The sequence below is a fragment of the Marivirga tractuosa genome, assembly GCF_042140215.1.
Lineage (GTDB): Bacteria > Bacteroidota > Bacteroidia > Cytophagales > Cyclobacteriaceae > Marivirga > Marivirga tractuosa_A.
Genome location: NZ_CP159478.1, coordinates 1,781,762 through 1,803,224 on the forward strand (window position 1 = coordinate 1,781,762; position 21,463 = coordinate 1,803,224).

Below are 21,463 nucleotides of genomic sequence, written 5' to 3' on the forward strand. Positions count from 1 at the left end.
GCAGCCTGCTTTTCTTATAAAGGATAAAAGAACACTTTACTCTGCTTAAGACAAAAACATCCTTTTAGCTTGAATCTTACAAAATTGAACGATTATGATTAAGTATTTAATACCAATAATAGTAGTATTCTTGTGCTCAGTAGTATTTCCAGTGACAGCGAAAAACGAATCAATAAGGCTTAATCCTGAATTAAATAAGCCTTATGGTTACGAAGTGCAGCTTTTAATCAATAGCAGTAAAAATGAAGACTATCCCGTAGGCTATGTTCAAATGTTGATGAAGGTTGATTATACGATCACTTTTATTAATACGGATTTGGATTTTTATCTGGAAGTAGAAGGCTTGAAAGGCTTTGTGAAGCCTTCTTTAATTCGAAACTCTTCCTCATCGTTTTCAAAAACGATATATTTTGATACATATGATTCTTTGAAGGACGACCATAAGAAGGTCCCTTTTCTGGGTAGAAAATTTTTGGTATCTGCAGAGGATGGTATTTCAATGGCTGACGGTAGCGAAGATGCAGACTTAGAGGAACTTCTGGAAAAAGGAATTATACAACCATTGATTCAAAGATTTCAGCAAAATAAACCTGACTTTTTAAGTGAAATTGATTTAAGAAAAGGTAGCTCCTACGAAGTAATGGATTCCGTTTCCGTACAGGGTAATGAGTATATGAAAGTCACAAATCGATATGAAGTTAAAAATTTCAATAGACGTGAAATTCAGTTGACCAGTATAGGGCACTCTAAGCATAAAAAGCAAGATGTCATACTAGCTCAACGGATGACATTAAACAAGAAAACGGGAATGCCGCAGCTTGCATACCAATATTTGCAGTTAGGAACTGAAAGTGAAATATTTTCATTAGTACAAATGAAAGGAACTGAAGCTCCTGATGTATTGAGAGAATATGAGAGGTTGCATATCACCAGATTATATAATGTGATAAATGTGAATCGTAAAAATTCTGATATTGGAAGTATTCCAGAATTTGATGCGGAACCTTACAAAAGTCCAACGAGGGAGGAGCTCAATCAAAGGGTGGAACAGTACCTGGACAGTCTCATTTTAACTGAAGATGAACTCAACAGACCGATGTTGTTTTGCTCGGGCTTTCACATATATAACAAACAACCTCTGAAAGGAGCATATGTAAAAGCAGACTTACTGAAGATTGTTACGAAAGAAGATAACACGATGTCTTTGAGTACTAATAGAGGAGAGGAATCGTACTTTTCACCTTCTATTATAGGCCTTACGGGGTAGACGCATTCGAATCTCAACCACAGGTAGAATCCTACAGCTTAGATCTGACTGTATTTTTAGCTACCGAAACGAAAAAGATTACGCTAAAAAGTGAAAGAAGAGGTCAAGATAAATTTGAAATGGATTTAAGTGATAGCACGGTTTCCCTCACTTATCGGCATGATGGAATAAGGTATTATTCACCACACCCTATGCATTCCATCAAATTCTATGATAAAAACGGCAATAAAGTGGAAGCAAGACTAATCGCAGTTGAGACTACTGGCTTACAAAAATCGGGTCGTTATACTGCTATGGAACTTGCGGAAATCTATGCCGACCAAGATGTATCCGAGCCGGTAAAAACAATTTCCTATACTTTTGAAGCAGAGCATGTGGAAAGTATTGTGCTGGAGGCTTACACTAGTGAATTACCTTTCAAAAAAACGATTTCCAAACCTTGATTTCTTAGCTGTTGGGTTTGTTATTCTTTGATTTGCTCAATTCGAATTCCGGCAGAAACGATTCCTTCTATTTCCTTTTCTCTCATATATTGCTTTAATTCTATGGTATACTTTCCTTTTTCAGGAAAAAAAACAGAATCTTGAAGTATTAACTGATGAGAATAAATGTCGCTTTGATGGTCTCCAAATGGTTTTCCAGATTTAGCTTCAAATAATTTAAGATTCAATAATTTATCTTCCATTAAATAGGTAGAATCTTTTAATTGATATTTTACATAAAGATTTCTGAAAGGATAATCAATAGTATTTCTCACATTCAATTTGATTTGATAAGGAAGCTCAATGCTATCTATTTCAAAATTGAAAGCTGCGGTCTCTTGCATATTCCATTTTCTATCCTTAAAATCATAATTATGTTCGTAGTATCGGTCTTCTGTGCAGGAGATAAATATAAATATCAAACTTATAAAACTGTAAATAGCCCTCATCAATCTTTTTTATTTTTATTAGGGTTGTTTTTATTTTTGTTAAATCTTTTTTTGTTTTTAGGCCTTTTAACATTGCCTTGTGGCTTTTCTTTTTGGACTGAATGAGATCCTTTTTCTGTCTTTATTTTATTAGGATTATACTTTCCGCCTTTTTTCTTCTTCTTTTTAGGCTTAGAAAATTTGCGGTCTAATTTAATTAGATCACTATTTATCTGAACGGAATCTTCAATTTCGAGTACATCCTCCATTAAAGTATCCGGTTTTTCACCTTGCTTATTCAGCGTAATTATTTCAGCTACACGGTCAACTTTGACAGGATGCCAAATATTATCCTCAGAATAGCTAAACCACATGATTTTACGAAAAATATCCGTTTTCTGTAGTGTTAGTAGTCCCTTTTTAGTTTGGATTGGTTTTTCTACCTGAGGAATGCCACTTAAAGCTTCCATATAAGTATCCAATTCATAATTTAAGCAACATTTTAATCTGCCGCATTGGCCAGAAAGCTTACTAGGGTTTAAGGATAAATTTTGGTAGCGAGCGGCACTTGTTGAAACACTTTTAAAATCTGTAAGCCAAGTACTACAGCACAATTCTCTTCCGCAACTTCCAATTCCACCAATTCTACCAGCTTCTTGTCGAAGAGAAATTTGGCGCATTTCGACCCTAATTTTAAATTCACCTGCTAGTTTTTTAATAAGCTCACGGAAATCTACTCTTTCTTCAGCTGAATAATAGAAAGTTGCTTTTGAATTATCGGCTTGAAACTCAACATCAGAAAGCTTCATCTTTAATTTAAGCTCCTGAATTACCTCACGTGCACGATACATGGTCGGCATTTCTCTGTTTTGAACCTCATGCCATTTTTCAAGGTCTTTATCAGTAGCGATTCGGTAGACGGCTTTTATTTCGTCATCGTTTTTAACCTTTTTCTTTTGCATTTGTAAGCGAACCAATTCGCCTTGCATTGAAATATATCCGATATGATGTCCATTGGGCACATCTACTACCACTGCATCGCCAGTAACTAAATCCAGATTATGAATATTTCTAAAAAACTCTTTTCTACCACCCTTAAATTTGATTTCAACTATGTCGAAATTGTCATAATTAGGGAAATCCATATTGGATAGCCAGTCGAAGGAATTCATTTTATTACATCCTCCTGTGCTACATCCACCGTTATTCTGGCAACCTGTTGTGGTGCCTTCTTTATTTTTAGTTCCGCATGATGAGCATCCCATAATATATTTATTTAAGCTGTATTTCTTTACAGCATTCTACATTTGATCGAAATGAATACCAATTCCTCAAAAGAAAAATAGAGGGATATTAATCCGAAGATATTTTTACTCAATTACAAGTCGGTTATTGACCACTTAAAGCCAATAAATCCTGACCAATGTCTTTTCTATAATACATATCATCCCAGCAGACTTTATTAGCGCCTGCATAGGCATTTTTTAAAGCTACTTCCAAATTATCTCCCATTCCAGTAATGGCTAAAACTCTTCCACCAGCTGTAATAATTTCATTATCCTTTAGTGTAGTTCCAGCATGAAAAACTTTTGCATTCTCTACATCTTCCAAGCCTTTGATAACTTTGCCCTTTTCATAACTTTCAGGATAGCCACCAGCTACCAATACAATGGTAGAAGCAGTTTGGTCACTAATTACAAACTCTTCATTTTTTAGGCTTTTGGTTTTCATGCTTTTAAAGATGGATAGCAAATCACTTTTTAGCCTTGGTAAAACGACTTGTGTCTCAGGATCTCCCATTCTTACATTATACTCAATAACATAAGGTTCGCCTCCAACATTCATCAGTCCAATAAAAATAAAACCCTGATAGTCTATTTTGTCTTTCTTTAAGCCATCAACTGTAGGTTTAATGATTTTGGATTCTACCTTTTCCATGAAAGTAGCATCAGCAAATTTCACAGGGGAAACAGCTCCCATCCCACCAGTATTTAAGCCTGTATCACCCTCACCAATTCTTTTATAATCTTTAGCAGCAGGAAGAACTTTATAATTTTCTCCATCTGTTAAAACAAAAACTGAAAGTTCAATGCCCGATAAAAATTCTTCTATGACTACTTTTTCACTTGCAGCACCAAACTTTTCATCTTTTAGCATTTCTGTCAGACTTTGTTCTGCAGTTTTTAAATTCTCACATATCACCACTCCTTTTCCCCCAGCTAAACCATCTGCTTTTAAAACATAAGGTGGTTTTAAGGTTTGGAGGTAATTTAGACCTTCTGCTAAAGAAGCTTTATTGAATGTTGAGTAGGCTGCAGTTGGAATATTATGTCTTTGCATAAAGCTCTTAGCAAACTCTTTACTCCCTTCCAATTCAGCACCAGCTTTGCCTGGACCCACGATTTGAATTTCCCTTAGACTTTCTTCTGCTTCAAAATAATCTCTTATACCTTCAACAAGAGGTGCTTCAGGCCCAACCACTATCATCTCAATATTATTTTTTAAGCTGAAATCAGCAATACCTTTAAAGTCAGTTGGTGAAAGATTGATGTTTTCAGCAATTTTAGAAGTCCCAGCATTCCCAGGAGCAACAAAAAGTTTTTCACATTCCTTGCTTGCTGCTATTTTTTCTGTAAAAACGTACTCTCTTCCACCTGAGCCTATTATTAATATGTTCATTTATTTAGTTCAATTTTATTTCATTTTCAAATAAGAAAATGTGATTACACTAAGTAAAATTAATGAAAAAAATGACTGCTGATAGAGCAGTCATTGGAATTAGTTTGCGTAAGTTGATAAAAACTTAATACGCATCAGTCTTAAATCTTCTTCACTGAATTCATCCTCAAATTCATCCATCGCATCATCTATACTATCTGATTCTGCTGAAAGGAAATAATCCATTATTTCTTCCTGTTTTTCATCATCGATGATTTGATTTAAATAGTAATTTAAATTTAAGGTAGTGCCTGAATAGCAAATATGCTCTATTTCATCTATTAACTCTTCAAAAGAAATATCTTTCATCTCAGCAATTTCTTCCAGATCTATTTTTTTATCTACCTGCTGAATAATGAAAATTTTCATTTTAGACTTATTGACGGAAGATTTCACCATTACATCCGCAGCCGTAATAATGTCATTTTCATCAACATATTCCTTAATCAATTCCATGAAAGGCTTTCCAAACTTCTTCACTTTACCTAAGCCAACTCCATTTACAGCCGCCATTTCCTCATTTGTGGTAGGGTAGGTGGTTGCCATTTCTTCTAAAGATGGATCTTGGAATATTACATAAGGAGGGAGGTTTTTTGATTTTGCAACCTTTTTCCTTAATGCCTTAAGTTGAGTGTAAAGGGTTTCATCAAAGGCTTTGGCAGATACAGAATCTTTTTCAATTTGATCTTCATCTCCGTCATCAGTATAAATATGATTAACAGTAAACTGAATATCCGTAGGGTTTTTTAAGAAATCTTCTCCAGCTTTATTGATTTTTAAAACCCCTATATTCTCAATATCCTTTTTTAAATAACCATAAAGCATGGTTTGACGGATGACAGATTTCCAGAACTCTGGGTCTTGATCTGCACCTACTCCATGAACTTCTAACTTAGTATGGTCATAGCTGGTAACATACTGATCTTTGGAACCTCTTATTACATTTACCAAATGGTTAATTCCGAATCTTTGTTTGGTAAGTTTAACAGTTTTTAAAACTGTTATCATTTCATCTTTTGCATCAAATTTTTCTTTAGGGTGCAAGCAATTATCACATTTACCACAGTAATCATCAAATTCTTCTCCAAAATAATGAAGTAGTTGTTTTCTCCTACACACAGAAGATTCAGCGTAGGAAGACATTTCTTCTAATAATAACTTGGCATTTTCCTTCTCCGTAACTGGTTTATCTTTATTGAATTTCTCAAGTTTTAGGATGTCATTATAGCTGTAAAACATCAAGCAATCACCTACAAGCCCATCTCTTCCTGCTCTCCCTGTTTCCTGATAATATCCTTCCACTGATTTTGGTGTGTCATAATGGATTACAAATCGAACATCAGGTTTATCAATCCCCATTCCAAATGCAATGGTGGCTACTATTATATCTGTATCCTCATTCAAGAAATCATCCTGATTTTTCATTCGCGTTGCACTTTCCAATCCAGCATGATAAGGCGCAGCGTTAAATCCATTTACATTTAGGAATTCAGCAATTTCCTCTACCTTTTTCCTGCTTAAGCAATAAATCACACCGCATTTTCCTTTTCTTTCATTTAAGAATCGGATAAGCTGTTTTTTTGCCTGATTTTTTGGCCTAACCTCATAATAGAGGTTTTCTCTATTAAAAGATGATTTAAATACATTGGCCTCTTCCATATTCAGGTTTTTCTGAATATCCAACTGCACTTTAGGAGTGGCAGTGGCCGTAAGTGCAATAATAGGAATATTGGAAATTTGCTGTAGTATGGATTTTATTCTTCTGTATTCTGGTCGGAAATCATGCCCCCATTCCGAAATACAATGTGCTTCATCTATAGCTGCAAATGAAATATTGGCTTGTTTTAAAAATTCAACATTTTCCTCTTTAGTTAAAGATTCAGGAGCAACATAAAGAAGTTTCAAGTTCCCACTCATCACTTCTTTTTTTACCCTTTTGGTTTCTGTTTTAGTTAATGTTGAATTTAAAAAGGCTGCATTTACACCCAAAGAAACCAAAGTATCTACTTGGTTTTTCATCAATGCAATTAAAGGAGAAACCACTAATGCAGTTCCTTCTCTTGAAATAGCAGGTAATTGGTAACAAAGTGATTTTCCAGCTCCTGTTGGCATAATCACAAATGTATTTTTGCCATTTATGAGATTTTGCATAATCAACTCCTGATTTCCCCTGAATTGATTATAACCAAATACCTCTTTTAATTTTTCTTTTAAAGTAGCTTCTTGCTCTTCTATCATTTCTTTAGCACAAATTGCTTTATTATAAACTTATTTATCTAATCTCATGTCAAATTTAATCGCTAATCATGAGATACTTTGAATTTAGTAAAAAATATTAAAAAGATTGTCCTAAAATCTTTATTTAATAATGTATTAAGTGTAAGAATATTATCATTTATGATTTATTTCTGAATCATCACCTTAATATCTTTTTACTAAATGGGTTTTAATAGAGTTGATTATAATATTATGCTTTACAATGCAGTAATAATTTTGCATTTTTGAATTCAACATTTTTAACTATAACATTTGTATTCGAGGTGGCGTTTAAGATTTTGTAACCCTCCTCAATCAAAGAAAAGGAGACTTTTTTAATTCAGGCATACTTTTATTTAGTCTGAGACCATAAAATTTATGAATCAAAATAACTATGTGATCATCATGGCAGGAGGGACTGGAACACGTCTTTGGCCAGTAAGTACATCTAAAAAACCTAAACAGTTTCATGATTTATTAGGAGTAGGAAAAACTCTTCTCCAAATGACCTATGAAAGATTTCTTGCAAAATTTCCTAAAGAAAATATTTATATTGTAACCAATAAAGAATACGAGGGACTAATTCATGAGCAAATAGAAGGGATTGGGAGTCAACAATTACTGTTAGAACCTTATAAAAGAAATACAGCTCCATGTATTGCTTATGCAGCCTATAAAATAGCTAGCAAAAATCCTGATGCTTCCATGGTTATTGCACCTGCTGACCACCTAATACTTAAAGAAGATATTTTTCACCAATCCATTGCTGTGGCTTTAGATAGTGCTGCTAAAAATGATCAATTGATTACGCTAGGGATGCATCCTAATAGGCCTGAAACAGGATATGGATACATTCAGTACATACCTGATTCTGCTACCATCAAAAAAGTAAAAACCTTTACTGAAAAGCCTGAGATAGGATTGGCTCAGAAATTCATTGAAAGTGGTGACTTTGTTTGGAATGCTGGTATTTTTGTGTGGTCTGCTAAAAGTATAATTAAGGCTTATGAAGATTTTTTACCAGATTTGGCCGAAATTTTTGCTGATGGTAAATCTCAATATTTTAGCACGAATGAAAGCTTATTTGTAAATAAAGCTTATACCCAATGTGTAAATATTTCGATTGATTTTGGTATTATGGAAAAGGCTGAAAATGTATTTGTGTTATTGACTGATATTGGATGGTCTGATTTAGGGAATTGGGAAAGTTTACATGAAATAAGAGAAAAAGATAATCAGGAGAATGCCGCTCCCCAGAATGTGATGAGCTTTAATGCAACTGGAAATATTGTAACGACTGATAAATCAGATTTAGTGGTCATTCAGGATTTGCACGGCTTTCTGGTTGCTGAGCAAGATGGAGTGCTTTTGATTTGCAAGAAAAATGCTGAAAAGGAAATAAAAGAAATTGTAAATTCTGTAAAAACTGAAAAAGGAGATAGTTTTATCTAGTCTCCTTTTTATTTTATGATTTGTTCCAAAAAATCGCCTACAAAATAAGCGACTAATGCAGCTAAGCTCCCTAAAAGTAGCGTTTCAGATATTCCTTTTATGACAGAATTATTGGTTACTTTGGATTTAAGGAAACCAATAATAATAAAGCCTATCCCAGTTAAAATACTTGACCATAGAAATTTTTGAGAAACATTTATGTTAATATAATCTGCCACAAATACCAATAATGGAATCAGGCCTATTACTACAAAAGAGATAAAAGTATAAAGCCCAGTTTGAAACGGTGATTTTTCTTCCTCTATCAACCCTAATTCGTCTTTCATCATCACATCCACCCATCGGTCTTTGTCTTTGGTAATCACTTCCACTACCTGGCTTAATAATGGTTCTTCAAAACCTTTTTCTCGATAGATGTCTCGAATCTCATCTCTTTCTGTTTCTGGTAAATTATCCACTTCCCAATATTCAATGGCTTTTTGTTTTTGGTAGTTTTGTTTTTCAGATTTTGCAGACATATAAGCGCCAATCGACATAGAAAAGCCATCAGCAAAGAGATTAGCAAAGCCTAAAATAATGATAATGGCATTGTCTAAACCCGCCCCTACAGCTCCTGCTACTACAGCAAAAGTAGTGATACTGCCATCTATTCCACCATAGACAAATTCGGATAAATAATTTTGGTGCCTGCCTAAAAAACTGCTTGGCTGATGTATAAATTCTTCTTTAACTTCCATATTAATTCAATATAGATTTTTTCGATTTAAAAATAGAATGGAAGATTGAATTTAATAAATAGAAAATCTTGAAAATAAAAAGGTGGATTCTAGAATCCACCTTTTAAGTGATTAAGCAAAATTGAGTACTAGTACAATAATGACCATAGCAGTAATAATTCCAATTACCACAGGCCAGTTCACTTGTTCTTCATCGGGTGGAGTGGCAATGTTTTGATTTGTAGTTTTCATTTTATTTTGATTACAGAAAGTACCGTAACAAGCTCATGTACGGATAAATTATAAAAAGGTAAGGTGATTTGAAATAAATATTTTAAACTTTCAGAGCATTATAATTATTAGTAAAAACGACAAACAAGGCTTAACTTGCCACAAATATTAAGTTGATATGAGAGAAGATTTCCTGACAGGAGATGAGGAACATTTGAATCCTGAAGAACGAGAGTTTGAAAAAGCCCTTCGCCCCCTTTCTTTTGGTGATTTTACAGGCCAGCAAAAAACAGTGGATAATATTCAGGTTTTTGTACTTGCAGCCAAAAAAAGGTCTGAACCTTTAGATCACGTGCTCTTACATGGCCCTCCTGGATTAGGAAAAACTACGCTTTCTCATATTATTGCTAATGAATTAGGCTCAAGTTTAAAAGTTACTTCTGGTCCAGTTTTGGATAAACCTGGCGACTTAGCGGGCTTATTAACTAATTTGGAAGAAGGCGATGTGTTGTTTATAGATGAAATCCACAGACTGAATGCGGTGGTTGAAGAATATTTATATTCAGCTATGGAAGATTTCAGGATTGATATTATGCTAGACAGTGGCCCAAATGCTCGTTCAGTTCAAATTAGTTTAAGTCCTTTTACTTTGATTGGTGCCACAACTCGTTCTGGTTTATTGACCTCTCCTTTAAGAGCTCGGTTTGGTATTAATGCCCGTCTGGAATATTATGACGCTGAATTATTAAAAAAGATATTGAAGCGTTCTGCAGCCATTTTAAATACTCCAATGGAAGAAGATGCAGCTTATGAAATAGCTAGAAGGAGCAGGGGAACTCCAAGAATTGCGAATACACTCTTAAGGAGAACCCGTGATTTTGCGGAGATTAAAGGAGATGGTACTATTACTAAAAGTATAGCGGAAATTGCCTTAAATGCATTGGATGTTGATCAGCATGGACTGGATGAAATGGATAACCGAATATTGACGACTATTATTGAAAAATTCAAAGGTGGTCCCGTTGGATTAGGTACCATAGCTACAGCAGTAGGGGAGGAAGCCGACACAATTGAAGAAGTTTATGAACCTTTTCTAATTAAAGAAGGCTATTTGAAAAGAACAGCTAGAGGTCGTCAGGCGACTGAATTAGCCTACAAACATTTGGGAAATGTGCCGCCAGCACAATTAGGTTCTTTATTTGATTAATGTCATTGACGAAAGAGAAAAATACCAAAATTATCAAATCTATTGCCTCCGATTTGGGCTTCGATTTCTGTGGTGTATCCAAGGCTGGCTTCCTAGAAGAGGAAGCACCCAAATTAGAGGAATGGCTTAAAAAAGGTTACCATGGCAAAATGCAGTATATGGAAAACCACTTTGATAAGCGACTTGATCCTACAAAACTGGTTGAAAGTGCTAAATCGGTAGTTTCTTTAATGTACAATTATTATCCAGAGCAAGACTTAGCCAAAAGTGATTCCTATAGAATTGCCAAATATGCTTACGGAAAGGATTATCATTTTATCGTAAAAGACAAGCTGAAAGATTTCATGTCCCGAATTCATGAGGAAATAGGGGAGGTGGACGGACGAGTTTTTGTTGATTCAGCCCCAGTAATGGAAAGGCAATGGGCAGCTAAAAGCGGATTGGGCTGGTTAGGGAAAAATAGCTTGTTGCTCAATAAGCAAAGGGGAAGTTTTTACTTTTTGGCGGAATTAATTATTGATTTGGAGCTGGAAGAAGACGGGCCTATGCAGGATTATTGTGGAACCTGCACTAAATGCATAGATGCCTGTCCAACGGATGCAATTGTAGGAGATGGAATTGTGGATGCTTCCAAATGCATTTCGTATTTAACCATTGAACTAAAAGAGGATTTACCCACTGAATTTTCTAATAAAATGGAAAATTGGGTATTCGGCTGCGATATCTGTCAGGATGTTTGTCCCTGGAATCGCTTTTCAAAACCGCACCTAGAAGATTCATTTCAACCTCATTCCGTATTAGCCGAAATGGATAAAAAGGATTGGGAAGAAATGACCAAAGAAGTTTTTAATGAAGTTTTTAGGAAATCTGCAGTGAAGCGGACTAAATATAGTGGATTGATGCGGAATATCAACTATATAAAAACACCATAACCAGTCAATATTTTTTTTAGTAATAAAAAATATAACTTGTAGTACTCATTCTTAAATAATTACTAAAGACTACTCAAGTAATTGCCTAATAGGCTCTATTCAAGGCTGAAAAATAGCTGGAATCACTTTTTGTATATCTTCAGAATGCTGTACATAATGCACATAATCAGGCAAATCCTTTAAAGGCATCATCAATAAACCTACTTTTTCACTTTCTGCATATTCATGATAATCGGCTACAGAATGAAGGTGTAATTTGATGAACCCTAAAGGTTCAAAAAATCTTTTAGTTAAATTCACCAATTTTTGCTCTTTTAAGCGGTTGTTTTTACTTAGAGCGTAAGGTGAAATAATGGTTGCTGGAATAATGGTTTTAGGCAAAAAGGGCTTTATTACATTAAAGGAGTTTTCAAAGTTTTCGTGACCTGTGAATTTAATTAAAGCCTGTTCCTCAATGGGATGGTTGCGATGATAAAATAAAACGGGTCTTTTAAATTTTGCTAAGCTCTTTAAGAAATTCCCTAAATCAATTTCAAAGTCCTTTTCTTTTAATTTTGAAAGTGGTAAAACTAGTTGATCCTTATTTTCATGTTTGGATAAGCAACTGTTGCAAATTCCATTCTTACAAGTGTAAAATGATCGGGCTGAAACCCAGTCATTGGGCTGCCCTTGTCCTCCGTTATTTTGAATTGCTTTAGCTTCCATCTTCCCAATTGTTTTTTTACAAAATTCGCACAATTGTATGGAAGCTGCACTGAGATTAATAAGGAGGTAATATGATAAATGTCATGGTTTTTGAGAGAGAATCTAGAGTAAAGAACCTAGATAAAAATTGACAATAGACGGTTGAAAAAAAACTTCGAGATGCTACCTTCATAATTTCAATTAAGCATTTCATTGTTATTTCCAGTCTGACCTGTGGTACTGACCTAGTAAATATATCCATAAATCCGCAGCATATTATAATCTGATTGTAAACACTGTTTTCCCACATGGGGGATTAAGGGGGCTCTAATTTCCCCCTTGGGGATTAAGGGGCTTTATATAACAAATACTTCTCCCTCATCCCTTTATATTCCTCCAATCCCACTTGCCAGCTCATTTTAATTTCTTCTTCTGAAAATCCTGCCTCAATCTGCTGGCGTAATGATTCTGTTCCCGCTAATTTGGTTAGGAAACTGTTGAAGTATTCATCTTTATCAGGAAATGCTTTGTAGAAATCTATCATGTATTTTAAAGAAATACCTTCTTCAAAATCTTTCGATTCAAAGTCAATTCCATAACATTTTTCATCTTCAAAAGGCGGGTGGACACTGCTTCCGGGTATGCTGACTGGGGTAAATGTATGCTCAAAATCTGTTAAGGAAGGATGTCCAATATGCTGGAAAGGTTTTTCGGTTCCTCTGCCTACACTGATCACAGTTCCTTCAAAAAGACATAAAGAAGGATACAGCGCAATACTTAAATCATTGGGTAAATTTGGAGATGGTTTTATGGGTAGAGAATAAGAATAGCTATGATTGTAGTTTTTATTTTTAATAATTTTCAATTCACATTGCAATTCATTTTCTAACCACTTTTCCCCGTTAATCATTTGTGCTAATTCGGCTACCGTTAAGCCGTGCAAAATGGGAATAGGGTGCATGCCCACAAAAGATTTATGTTCCATTTCCAAAATAGGACCATCCACATACCTTCCATTCGGATTGGGACGATCTAAAATCAATAATGGAATATCATTTTCAGCACAAGCTTCCATCACATAATGCATAGTACTGATGTAGGTGTAAAATCTTGTGCCCACATCCTGAATGTCAAAAATGATAGCATCTAAATCCTGTAATTGCTCTTTTGTAGGCTTTTTATTTTTTCCATATAAGGATATAATGGGCAAACCGGTTTTTTCATCCATACCTGATTTTACAGTAGCTCCAGCATCTGCTTCGCCTCTGAAACCGTGTTCTGGAGCGAAAACCTTTTTAATATTAATTTTATGAGATCTTAAGGTATCCACCAAATGGGTTTGACCAATTGTAGAGGTTTGATTCACTACCATTCCAACGGATTTCCCTTTCAAATAGGGGAGATATTCTTCGGTTTGATAAGCAGCTGGAAGGGGAGGATTTTGTTGCCCCACACAAGCATTTACCAAAATCATAAAAAATAGACCGCAAAGCGGAATGAGTTTGCCAATGAAATTGTAATTTGCAGTTTGAATCATAAATCAAAAATAAAGTTAATTCTTGAATCTACCTGATTTTATAGCGAAACGTACGATTAATTCTAAAACCGGTCAATTTTCCGGCAGTATTTATAAGATTGCCATAAGCAGTATTGCCATTGGTTTGGCTATCATGTTAGTCGCACTATTAATTCTAGGCGGATTTCAGAAGACCATTAAAGATAAAGTGTACAGCTTTGCTGGGCATATGCAAGTAACGAAATATACACTCAGTAATTCTTTTGACGAGTCACCCATTTCTACAGAAACTAATTTTTTCCAGAATCACCAAGAATTAGATTTCTTAAAGCATGTTCAAGGAGTTGCTTATAAAGCGGGTTTGTTGAAAACAGAAGAAGCTGTAGAAGGAGTAGTAATTAAAGGAATCGGTGCAGATTATGATACTGCAAATTTTTCTTCAAATTTAATAAATGGAAGATTTCCTAATGTGAACGCTGAAGATTACAGCACCGAAATTATAATTAGTAAAGAATTAGCCCAATTACTTAGACTTGAGTTAGGTGAAAAAGTCTTAATGTATTTTGTGCAAAATCCACCTAGATACCGTCAGCTTGAGATAGTAGGGGTTTACGAAACAGGTTTGGAGGATTTTGATGAGCGAATGATAATTGGTGATATCAGAATGATTCAGAGATTAAATGATTGGAGTGAAGATCAGGTAGGGGGTTTTGAAGTTTTTATAAATGATAATGTTGATGAAGAGGAGGCAGAATCTATTGTTTTTGATAAAGTAGATGCGGATCAATTTGTGAATTTAACAAGTCAAAAATATCCGCAGTATTTCGAATGGCTGGAATTACTCAATCAGAATGTTCGATTGTTTTTGGCACTGATATTATTTGTAGCCTGCTTTAATATGGTAGCAGTAATTTTCATTTTAACTATGGAAAGAACACCAATGATTGGTTTACTGAAATCTATGGGAGCAAAAAATCAATTGATAAGAAATATTTTTTTAATGAGTGGTCTGCGACTTACTTTTAAAGGCTTGCTTTATGGTAATTTAGTGGCTATTGGATTTTCAGCTTTGCAATATTATTTTCATATTATTCCGCTAGATCAGGAAAATTATTATATGAGTGCTGTTCCAATCCTATGGGATTTCAAAATGATAGTGGGTTTGAATTTATTGGTTTTAGTAGTTGTGTTGATTTCACTCTTTTTGCCAGTTTGGTTTATTGCTAGAATGAAACCGATTAAGGCTATTCGATTTGATTGATTAGATTTAAATCATTTTTGCTTAAGGTCGTCCCTCTGGGACTTAGGTATTTATTTTTGTCTTTTTACCTACCATAAGTTCGTCCTTACAGGACTTTTTGCTCTTTGGTTTTCCATAAAAAAATAAAGAAAATGCTGCCAAAGGCTGTGACTAACCGCTAATGCGCAAAAAAGCAAAGAGAACTTATCCATTTCGAGCTTTAAACTTCTCCAACTTGGCAATATTACACTTTCATAATTACAAGCATCAATACTTCAAAACCAGATAAATATATATTAATCCTATCAACCAAATATTATACTTCAACTAACTGGAAAACCAAACTATTCAATTGTCATTCTCTGAAATAAGTTGACCGTTTTTAATCGAATAAAGTTATGATAAAAACGGGAAAACGTATCAAAGCCAGGAAGAGATTTTCTGAGGAATTCAAGCGTAAAATCGTAGGTGATTTTGAAAAAGGTATCATGAGTGTCTGTCAAATGGAGAGGCATTATAATATATCAAATGTCACTATTTACAAATGGATTTATAAATATTCTTCTTATAATGAGAAAAATGTCAGGATAGTTGAGATGAAAGACAGTCAATCCAATAGGGTCAAGGAGCTTGAAGAGAAAGTTAAAGAGCTGGAGCAGGCAGTAGGTCAAAAGCAGATAAATATTGACTATTTAGAGAAGATGATAGAGTTGGCCAAAGAGCAATATGATATAGATATCAAAAAAAACTTCAATACCCCACACTCTGGTGGTTCCAAAAGAACAGGGAAAGGATGAGCTATAGCCTAAACAAACTTTACAGGGCAGTTGGGACAAGCAAGCAATCCGTCCATCAAGCCAAGCAAAGACAGTTTGCTTTTGATAAAGAACTGGAAGAGTTGGTCAAGTTGGCGGATCAAATCAAGAAAGTTCATCCGGGTTGTGGGGTTGAAAAGATGTACTATACGCTTAAACCTGAGTTTATGGGCAGGGATAAGTTTTGTGAGATATTTATTTCACTGGGCTACGGAGTAAACCCTGAGAGAAACCACCGTAGAACTACGATAAGAGGTGTTATAAGCTATCCTAATTTAATAGAAGGCATGCAGATAACAAGGCCCTATCAAGTGCTTCAGAGCGATATAACCTATTTTTATCTCCATGAAAGGTTTTACTACTTGATATTTATCGTAGATGTCTATACCAGAATAATATTAGGTTACAGGGTCAGTGACCATATGAGAAAAGAGGCAAACTTAAAGGCACTGCAAATGGTATTGAAATCAACGGGTGCTGATTTAAGAGATAGCATACACCATTCGGACAGAGGGGCTCAATACAGCAGCTTAACCTACACCGGTGAGCTGAGAAAAAACGGCATGCACATTAGCATGGGTGAATATGCCACCGATAATGCCTATGCTGAAAGGGTCAACGGAACAATTAAAAATGAATACTTGAAAAAATGGGAAATAAGGAGTTTTAACGATTTAAAAAGGAAAACAAAAAATGCTGTTGATCATTATAATCAATCTAGGAAACACAGAGCATTTAAAATGGAACATTCTCCTAATGAATTTAAAGAGAATTTATTAACTTTAAATGCCCAAGATAGACCGAAGGTGATTATTTACACCGAGGGAAGGAAAAACTTCCAAGGGGCATCGAGCCCCTTAGAAGTTTGCCCAAGAAAAGAACCTCAGGCTCATAATTGCCCGTGGGATTATAAAATGAATGTTTAACCAAAACGGTCAATGCTATTTAGGGATCGACAAATATCCACCATCCTACTCCCTACTTCCAACTTCAAGCTTCCAAACTTCTCACTTCTTCAACCTACTAACAAAAAACCTAAACACACCCAAACCTCATCACTTAAGAAAAATCTATTTTTTATCTTCCGATTCTTCACGCCTTTCACTAATTTCAAACTCTGAAATTCACCACCTTCTCAGCAACAATTTTATGTATTTAATTTACGATACCGAGACCACCGGATTACCAAAAAATTACAACGCTCCATTAAGTGATGCAGACAATTGGCCAAGATGTGTGCAGATTGCATGGCAATTACATGGTGCAAATGGTGAGCTTTTAGATGCCCAAAACCACATCATCAAACCAGAAGGTTTTGATATTCCCTATAATGCCGAAAAAGTGCATGGAATTTCTACTGAAAGGGCTCAAAAAGAAGGTAAACTATTAATTGAAGTTTTAGAAGCTTTCAAAGTCATTTTGGAGAAAACCGATGTGGTGGTCGGACATAATATCAGCTTTGATATTTCAATTATGGGAGCTGAAATGCTGAGAAAAGAGCTTTCTGCAACTGTTCTTACCGAAAAGCCTATTATAGATACCAAAGAAGCGGGAACTGATTTTTGTAAAATTCCTGGTGGAAGAGGAGGGAAGTTTAAATGGCCAACGCTAACAGAGCTTCATAAAAAATTATTCGGACAAGATTTTGCCGATGCGCATGATGCCGCTTATGATGTGGATGCCACAGCCAAATGTTTCTTTGGGTTGATTACTGAAAAAGCTGTAAAGCCATTAGGTGAAACTCCAATTGAAGCAATCAATTATGAGCCACCTAAATTGGATGCAGCCAATTTTGCTGCTAACTCAAAAAATGAAGAAAAAGCTGCATCTGATGCATTAAAGCAAGCCAAAAATGCAGATATATCCGAATTAAGTGATACAAATTTTGTGCACCTTCATTGCCATACGCAATTTTCCATTTTGCAATCCACCACGGAAATTCCTTCTATGGTCAATAAAGCAAAGGAAATGGGTATGCCAGCAATTGCCATGACTGATCATGGTAATATGATGGGTGCTTATAATTTCGTACGGGATGCCAATAAAGCTGGAATTAAACCCATAGTGGGCTGTGAGTATTTCCTGACTCAAGATAGAAATAACAAGAAAAATAAAGATGATGGTTTTCAGACAGTTCTTTTGGCTAAAAATAAAGCAGGCTATCATAATTTAGCAAAGCTTTCCTCTATCGCTTTTGTAGAAGGCTTTTATTATGTACCTCGAATTGATAGGGAAGCTTTAGTTCAGTACAAAGAAAATATTATTGCCACCACAGGGGGACTATGGGGAGAAGTCCCATTCCTAATTTTGAATGCGGGAGAAGCTCAGGCAGAAGAAGCCTTTCTTTGGTGGAAAGAACAGTTTGGTGATGATTTTTATGTAGAATTAAATCAACATGGGGTTCCTGAAGAGCAAAAAGTAAATGAAGTTTTATTAAAATTTGCCAAAAAGTATGATGTAAAATATTTCGCTGCCAATAATACTTATTATACTAACAAAGAAGATGCTGAAGCGCAAGATATTTTGCTTTGCGTAAAAGATGGAGAAACTACTGGTGAGCAAGGAAAGCCTAAAAAGTATGTAGGTAAAAGGGGGCGAGAATATCGCTTTGGCTTACCCAATGATGAATTCTACATCAAGTCTCCCGATGAAATGAAGAAATTGTTTGCTGATTATCCAGAAGCGATTGCTTGTACGGCTGAGATAGCAGAAAAAATTGAAGGCTTTGAATTAGCCAGAGATGTACTTTTACCTAAATATGATATTCCTCAAGAATTCATTGACCCTAAGGATGCTGAGGATGGTGGAAATAGAGGTGAAAATGCTTATTTACGCCATATCACTTATGAAGGAGCGAAAAAGAGGTATCCTGAAATTACAGCTGAAATAAAAGAGCGACTGGATTTCGAACTGGAAACCATCGAAAGAACTGGATATCCAGGTTATTTCCTGATCGTACAGGATTTCACTACAGCCGCTAGAGAGATGGGGGTTTCGGTTGGTCCCGGTAGGGGTTCAGCAGCTGGTTCAGCAGTAGCCTATTGTACGGCCATTACCAATATTGATCCTATTAAGTATGATCTCCTTTTTGAGCGTTTTTTAAATCCAGATAGGGTTTCATTGCCCGATATTGATATTGACTTTGATGACCATGGCAGGCAGAAAGTAATTGATTATGTGATTGAAAAATATGGTGCCAATCAGGTTGCTCAAATTACCACTTATGGTACTATGGCAGCTAAATCAGCAATTCGGGATACAGCCCGAGTAATGGAATTACCACTGATGGATGCCGATAGGATTGCCAAATTAGTACCCGATATTAAACTCAAAGCCTTATTCGATTTGGCTTCTGATAAAAAGAAATTATCGGCTAAGCTGAAAAATAACGGAGAAGCCATTAGTAAAGCAGAAGAGTTATTGAATCTGGCTAAAGCCAATGATGCTTCTGCTAAAGTAATTAATCAAGCAAGAGTTCTTGAAGGCTCAGTAAGAAATACAGGTATTCATGCCTGCGGAGTAATTATCACACCTGACGATATTACCAAATTCGTACCGGTTGCCTTGGCTAAGGACTCGGATATGTACTGTACACAATTTGATAATGCGGTGGTGGAAAACGCTGGTCTTCTTAAAATGGATTTCCTGGGTTTAAAAACTTTAACGCTGATTAAAGATGCTGTCAGAATTGTGGAGGAAAGGCATGGTGTTAAACTTGATCCGGATGAATTCCCTATAGACGATCCCAAAACCTATGAACTTTTCCAAAAGGGAGAAACGGTCGGGATATTCCAATATGAATCCCCTGGTATGCAGAAATATTTAAGGGATTTAAAGCCTACGGAATTCTCGGATTTGATTGCGATGAACGCACTTTATCGGCCAGGTCCCCTGGAATATATTCCGAATTTCGTTAAGCGGAAAAATGGTTTAGAAGAGATTAGCTACGATCTTCCAGAAATGGAGGAATACCTGCAGGAAACTTACGGTATTACCGTTTATCAGGAGCAGGTGATGTTGCTTTCTCAGAAATTGGCAGGATTTACCAAAGGTGAAGCGGATGTTTTGCGTAAAGCCATGGGTAAAAAGATCTTTGCCTTGCTGGAGGAGCTGAAACCAAAATTTATTAATCAGGGAGCAGAAAAAGGACATCCAAAAGATGTGTTGGAGAAAATATGGAAGGATTGGGAAGCCTTTGCTGCCTATGCTTTTAATAAATCACACTCAACTTGCTATGCTTGGGTGGCTTACCAAACGGCCTATTTAAAAGCACACTATCCTGCAGAGTACATGGCTTCTGTGCTGAGTAATAACATGGGCCAAATCACGGATGTGACCTTCTTTATGGAGGAATGTAAACGTGCTGGTATTGAGGTGTTAGGGCCTGATGTGAATGAATCCAATTCAGGTTTTACAGTAAATGACAATGGTCAAATCCGATTTGGATTAGCAGCTATAAAAGGAGCAGGTTCTGCGGCAGTAGAAAGTATTATCCAAGAACGAAAATCTAATGGGCAGTATAAAGATATATTTGATTTTGCTGAACGAATTCCATTAAAAAGTGTGAATAAAAAGACCTTTGAATCACTGGCAATGGCAGGTGGATTTGATTGTTTTAAAGAATATCACAGAAAGCAATTTTTGGCTTCTGATAATGGAGAGGGTACTTTAATTGAAAAAATTATTAAATATGCTCAGAAACTGCAGCATGAAAAAGACAGTGCGCAGACTTCCTTATTTGGAGGAGAAGGAGGAGTAGCTATTCCGCCTCCGAGAGTTGCAGAAATGGAACCCTATTCTGAGCTAGAGAAACTGAATATTGAAAAGGAAGTGGTAGGACTTTTTATTTCTGGCCACCCATTGGATGAGTATAGATTTGAAATGGAGAGTTTCTGCAATACGCAGGTTTCGGAGTTAAATGATATTGAAAGTCTTGCATCTAAAAATGAAATAAAAGTAGGCGGGATTGTAACTGCTGTAGCTCACAGGCAAACTAAAACAGGAAAGCCATTTGGAACCTTGACTTTGGAAGATTATGGTGGGTCTTTCACCTTTTTCATGTTTGGAGATGATTATTTGGCCAATAAGCAATTCTATGAAAATGGTTGGTTCATTTTTATTTCAGGAAGAGTAGGTAAAAAGCCATGGGGAGATCAAGCTTTGGAGTTCAAAATTAGTAAAGTAGAACTACTTTCAGAACTAAGAGATAAAAGAACCAAAAGCTTGGCAATTATGCTGGATTTAAATGCCATCACAGAAGATTTAATAGTAGAGCTGGATAATTTATGCCAAACTTTTAAAGGAGAGTGCGAAGTGAAATTGGAATTGCAGGATAAAATTAATGGCTATAAAGTAGAAACTAAATCCAGAAAATATAAAGTAAATCCTAGCAATGAATTGATAGAGGGACTCAATAGAATTCCTGATTTGAATTATAGGATTTTGACATAAATGATTTTTCCAAAATTATTATCAATGGAAAAGTTGAATTATTTGTGTATAAAAATCGTTATTTTTGT

At 35.5% G+C, this 21,463-nt stretch carries 16 protein-coding genes; 9 read left to right on the forward strand and 7 right to left on the reverse strand.

Annotation, left to right across the window (positions count from 1 at the left end; all coding sequences use genetic code 11):
• The first annotated feature begins 94 nt into the window (after positions 1–94).
• Complete coding sequence (locus ABWH96_RS08170; protein WP_375580975.1) at positions 95–1,267, forward strand: hypothetical protein; 1,173 nt, start codon at positions 95–97, stop codon at positions 1,265–1,267.
• A gap of 119 nt (positions 1,268–1,386) precedes the next feature.
• Entirely contained in the window at positions 1,387–1,710 is a 324-nt protein-coding gene (locus tag ABWH96_RS08175; protein WP_375580976.1) for a hypothetical protein, read from the forward strand.
• Positions 1,711–1,730: 20 nt separating this feature from the next.
• Here the strand turns inward: ABWH96_RS08175 and ABWH96_RS08180 are convergent, their stop codons facing one another.
• The 4 genes from ABWH96_RS08180 to recQ form a co-directional block, all read right to left on the reverse strand.
• Complete coding sequence (locus tag ABWH96_RS08180) at positions 1,731–2,198, reverse strand: gliding motility lipoprotein GldH (RefSeq protein WP_375580977.1); 468 nt, start codon at positions 2,196–2,198, stop codon at positions 1,731–1,733.
• Positions 2,198–3,442, reverse strand: a complete 1,245-nt coding sequence (locus ABWH96_RS08185) for a stage 0 sporulation family protein (RefSeq protein ID WP_375580978.1) — start codon at positions 3,440–3,442, stop codon at positions 2,198–2,200. Before ABWH96_RS08185 ends, ABWH96_RS08180 begins: the two co-directional genes overlap by 1 nt.
• Positions 3,443–3,566: 124 nt before the next feature.
• Complete coding sequence (gene purD, locus ABWH96_RS08190) at positions 3,567–4,856, reverse strand: phosphoribosylamine--glycine ligase (RefSeq protein WP_375580979.1); 1,290 nt, start codon at positions 4,854–4,856, stop codon at positions 3,567–3,569.
• Between the two features lie 99 nt (positions 4,857–4,955).
• Positions 4,956–7,133: a DNA helicase RecQ gene (recQ, locus tag ABWH96_RS08195; RefSeq protein ID WP_375580980.1), complete on the reverse strand. Its 2,178-nt coding sequence runs from the start codon at positions 7,131–7,133 to the stop codon at positions 4,956–4,958.
• Positions 7,134–7,529: 396 nt separating this feature from the next.
• Here recQ and ABWH96_RS08200 point away from each other — a divergent pair, with 396 nt between their 5' ends.
• The gene (locus ABWH96_RS08200) at positions 7,530–8,603 is read left to right on the forward strand and encodes a mannose-1-phosphate guanylyltransferase (RefSeq protein WP_375580981.1); all 1,074 of its coding nucleotides are present in this window, start codon (positions 7,530–7,532) and stop codon (positions 8,601–8,603) included.
• Between the two features lie 8 nt (positions 8,604–8,611).
• Here ABWH96_RS08200 and ABWH96_RS08205 read toward each other — a convergent pair whose 3' ends face one another.
• Positions 8,612–9,340 carry a VIT1/CCC1 transporter family protein gene (locus ABWH96_RS08205; RefSeq protein ID WP_375580982.1) on the reverse strand — a complete coding sequence of 243 codons (729 nt, stop codon included), beginning with the start codon at positions 9,338–9,340 and terminating at the stop codon, positions 8,612–8,614.
• Between the two features lie 388 nt (positions 9,341–9,728).
• Between ABWH96_RS08205 and ruvB the strand changes: the two genes are divergently transcribed.
• Together ruvB and queG are read left to right on the forward strand one after the other, a co-directional pair.
• Positions 9,729–10,757, forward strand: a complete 1,029-nt coding sequence (gene ruvB, locus ABWH96_RS08210; protein WP_375580983.1) for a Holliday junction branch migration DNA helicase RuvB — start codon at positions 9,729–9,731, stop codon at positions 10,755–10,757.
• Positions 10,757–11,689 (forward strand): tRNA epoxyqueuosine(34) reductase QueG, encoded by a 933-nt coding sequence (queG, locus tag ABWH96_RS08215; RefSeq protein ID WP_375580984.1) that lies wholly within the window; start codon positions 10,757–10,759, stop codon positions 11,687–11,689. The genes ruvB and queG overlap by 1 nt, the downstream gene beginning before the upstream one ends.
• A gap of 99 nt (positions 11,690–11,788) precedes the next feature.
• On the opposite strand, the gene ABWH96_RS08220 is transcribed toward queG, so the two are convergent.
• Both ABWH96_RS08220 and ABWH96_RS08225 read right to left on the reverse strand, forming a co-directional pair.
• Positions 11,789–12,394 (reverse strand): hypothetical protein, encoded by a 606-nt coding sequence (locus ABWH96_RS08220; protein ID WP_375580985.1) that lies wholly within the window; start codon positions 12,392–12,394, stop codon positions 11,789–11,791.
• Between the two features lie 325 nt (positions 12,395–12,719).
• Entirely contained in the window at positions 12,720–13,847 is a 1,128-nt protein-coding gene (locus tag ABWH96_RS08225) for an exo-beta-N-acetylmuramidase NamZ domain-containing protein (protein WP_375581472.1), read from the reverse strand.
• A gap of 85 nt (positions 13,848–13,932) precedes the next feature.
• Between ABWH96_RS08225 and ABWH96_RS08230 the strand changes: the two genes are divergently transcribed.
• From ABWH96_RS08230 to dnaE, 4 genes are all read left to right on the forward strand, one after another.
• Entirely contained in the window at positions 13,933–15,150 is a 1,218-nt protein-coding gene (locus tag ABWH96_RS08230) for an ABC transporter permease (protein WP_375580986.1), read from the forward strand.
• A gap of 377 nt (positions 15,151–15,527) precedes the next feature.
• The gene (locus tag ABWH96_RS08235; RefSeq protein ID WP_375580987.1) at positions 15,528–15,926 is read left to right on the forward strand and encodes a transposase; all 399 of its coding nucleotides are present in this window, start codon (positions 15,528–15,530) and stop codon (positions 15,924–15,926) included.
• The gene (locus tag ABWH96_RS08240; RefSeq protein ID WP_375580988.1) at positions 15,923–16,870 is read left to right on the forward strand and encodes an IS3 family transposase; all 948 of its coding nucleotides are present in this window, start codon (positions 15,923–15,925) and stop codon (positions 16,868–16,870) included. The genes ABWH96_RS08235 and ABWH96_RS08240 overlap by 4 nt, the downstream gene beginning before the upstream one ends.
• Before the next feature lie 223 nt (positions 16,871–17,093).
• Positions 17,094–21,395: a DNA polymerase III subunit alpha gene (gene dnaE, locus ABWH96_RS08245; protein ID WP_375580989.1), complete on the forward strand. Its 4,302-nt coding sequence runs from the start codon at positions 17,094–17,096 to the stop codon at positions 21,393–21,395.
• Positions 21,396–21,463 lie beyond the last annotated feature (68 nt).

Bases quoted from the DNA above. Each gene is read 5' to 3' on its own strand.
- queG (WP_375580984.1), top strand. From the start codon at position 10,757: ATGTCATTGACGAAAGAGAAAAATACCAAAATTATCAAATCTATTGCC.
- ruvB (WP_375580983.1), top strand. From the start codon at position 9,729: ATGAGAGAAGATTTCCTGACAGGAGATGAGGAACATTTGAATCCTGAA.
- ABWH96_RS08240 (WP_375580988.1), top strand. From the start codon at position 15,923: ATGAGCTATAGCCTAAACAAACTTTACAGGGCAGTTGGGACAAGCAAG.
- ABWH96_RS08185 (WP_375580978.1), bottom strand. From the start codon at position 3,442: ATGGGATGCTCATCATGCGGAACTAAAAATAAAGAAGGCACCACAACA.
- ABWH96_RS08180 (WP_375580977.1), bottom strand. From the start codon at position 2,198: ATGAGGGCTATTTACAGTTTTATAAGTTTGATATTTATATTTATCTCC.
- ABWH96_RS08170 (WP_375580975.1), top strand. From the start codon at position 95: ATGATTAAGTATTTAATACCAATAATAGTAGTATTCTTGTGCTCAGTA.
- ABWH96_RS08235 (WP_375580987.1), top strand. From the start codon at position 15,528: ATGATAAAAACGGGAAAACGTATCAAAGCCAGGAAGAGATTTTCTGAG.
- ABWH96_RS08220 (WP_375580985.1), bottom strand. From the start codon at position 12,394: ATGGAAGCTAAAGCAATTCAAAATAACGGAGGACAAGGGCAGCCCAAT.
- ABWH96_RS08205 (WP_375580982.1), bottom strand. From the start codon at position 9,340: ATGGAAGTTAAAGAAGAATTTATACATCAGCCAAGCAGTTTTTTAGGC.
- purD (WP_375580979.1), bottom strand. From the start codon at position 4,856: ATGAACATATTAATAATAGGCTCAGGTGGAAGAGAGTACGTTTTTACA.
- ABWH96_RS08200 (WP_375580981.1), top strand. From the start codon at position 7,530: ATGAATCAAAATAACTATGTGATCATCATGGCAGGAGGGACTGGAACA.
- dnaE (WP_375580989.1), top strand. From the start codon at position 17,094: ATGTATTTAATTTACGATACCGAGACCACCGGATTACCAAAAAATTAC.
- ABWH96_RS08225 (WP_375581472.1), bottom strand. From the start codon at position 13,847: ATGATTTTGGTAAATGCTTGTGTGGGGCAACAAAATCCTCCCCTTCCA.
- ABWH96_RS08175 (WP_375580976.1), top strand. From the start codon at position 1,387: ATGGATTTAAGTGATAGCACGGTTTCCCTCACTTATCGGCATGATGGA.
- recQ (WP_375580980.1), bottom strand. From the start codon at position 7,133: ATGATAGAAGAGCAAGAAGCTACTTTAAAAGAAAAATTAAAAGAGGTA.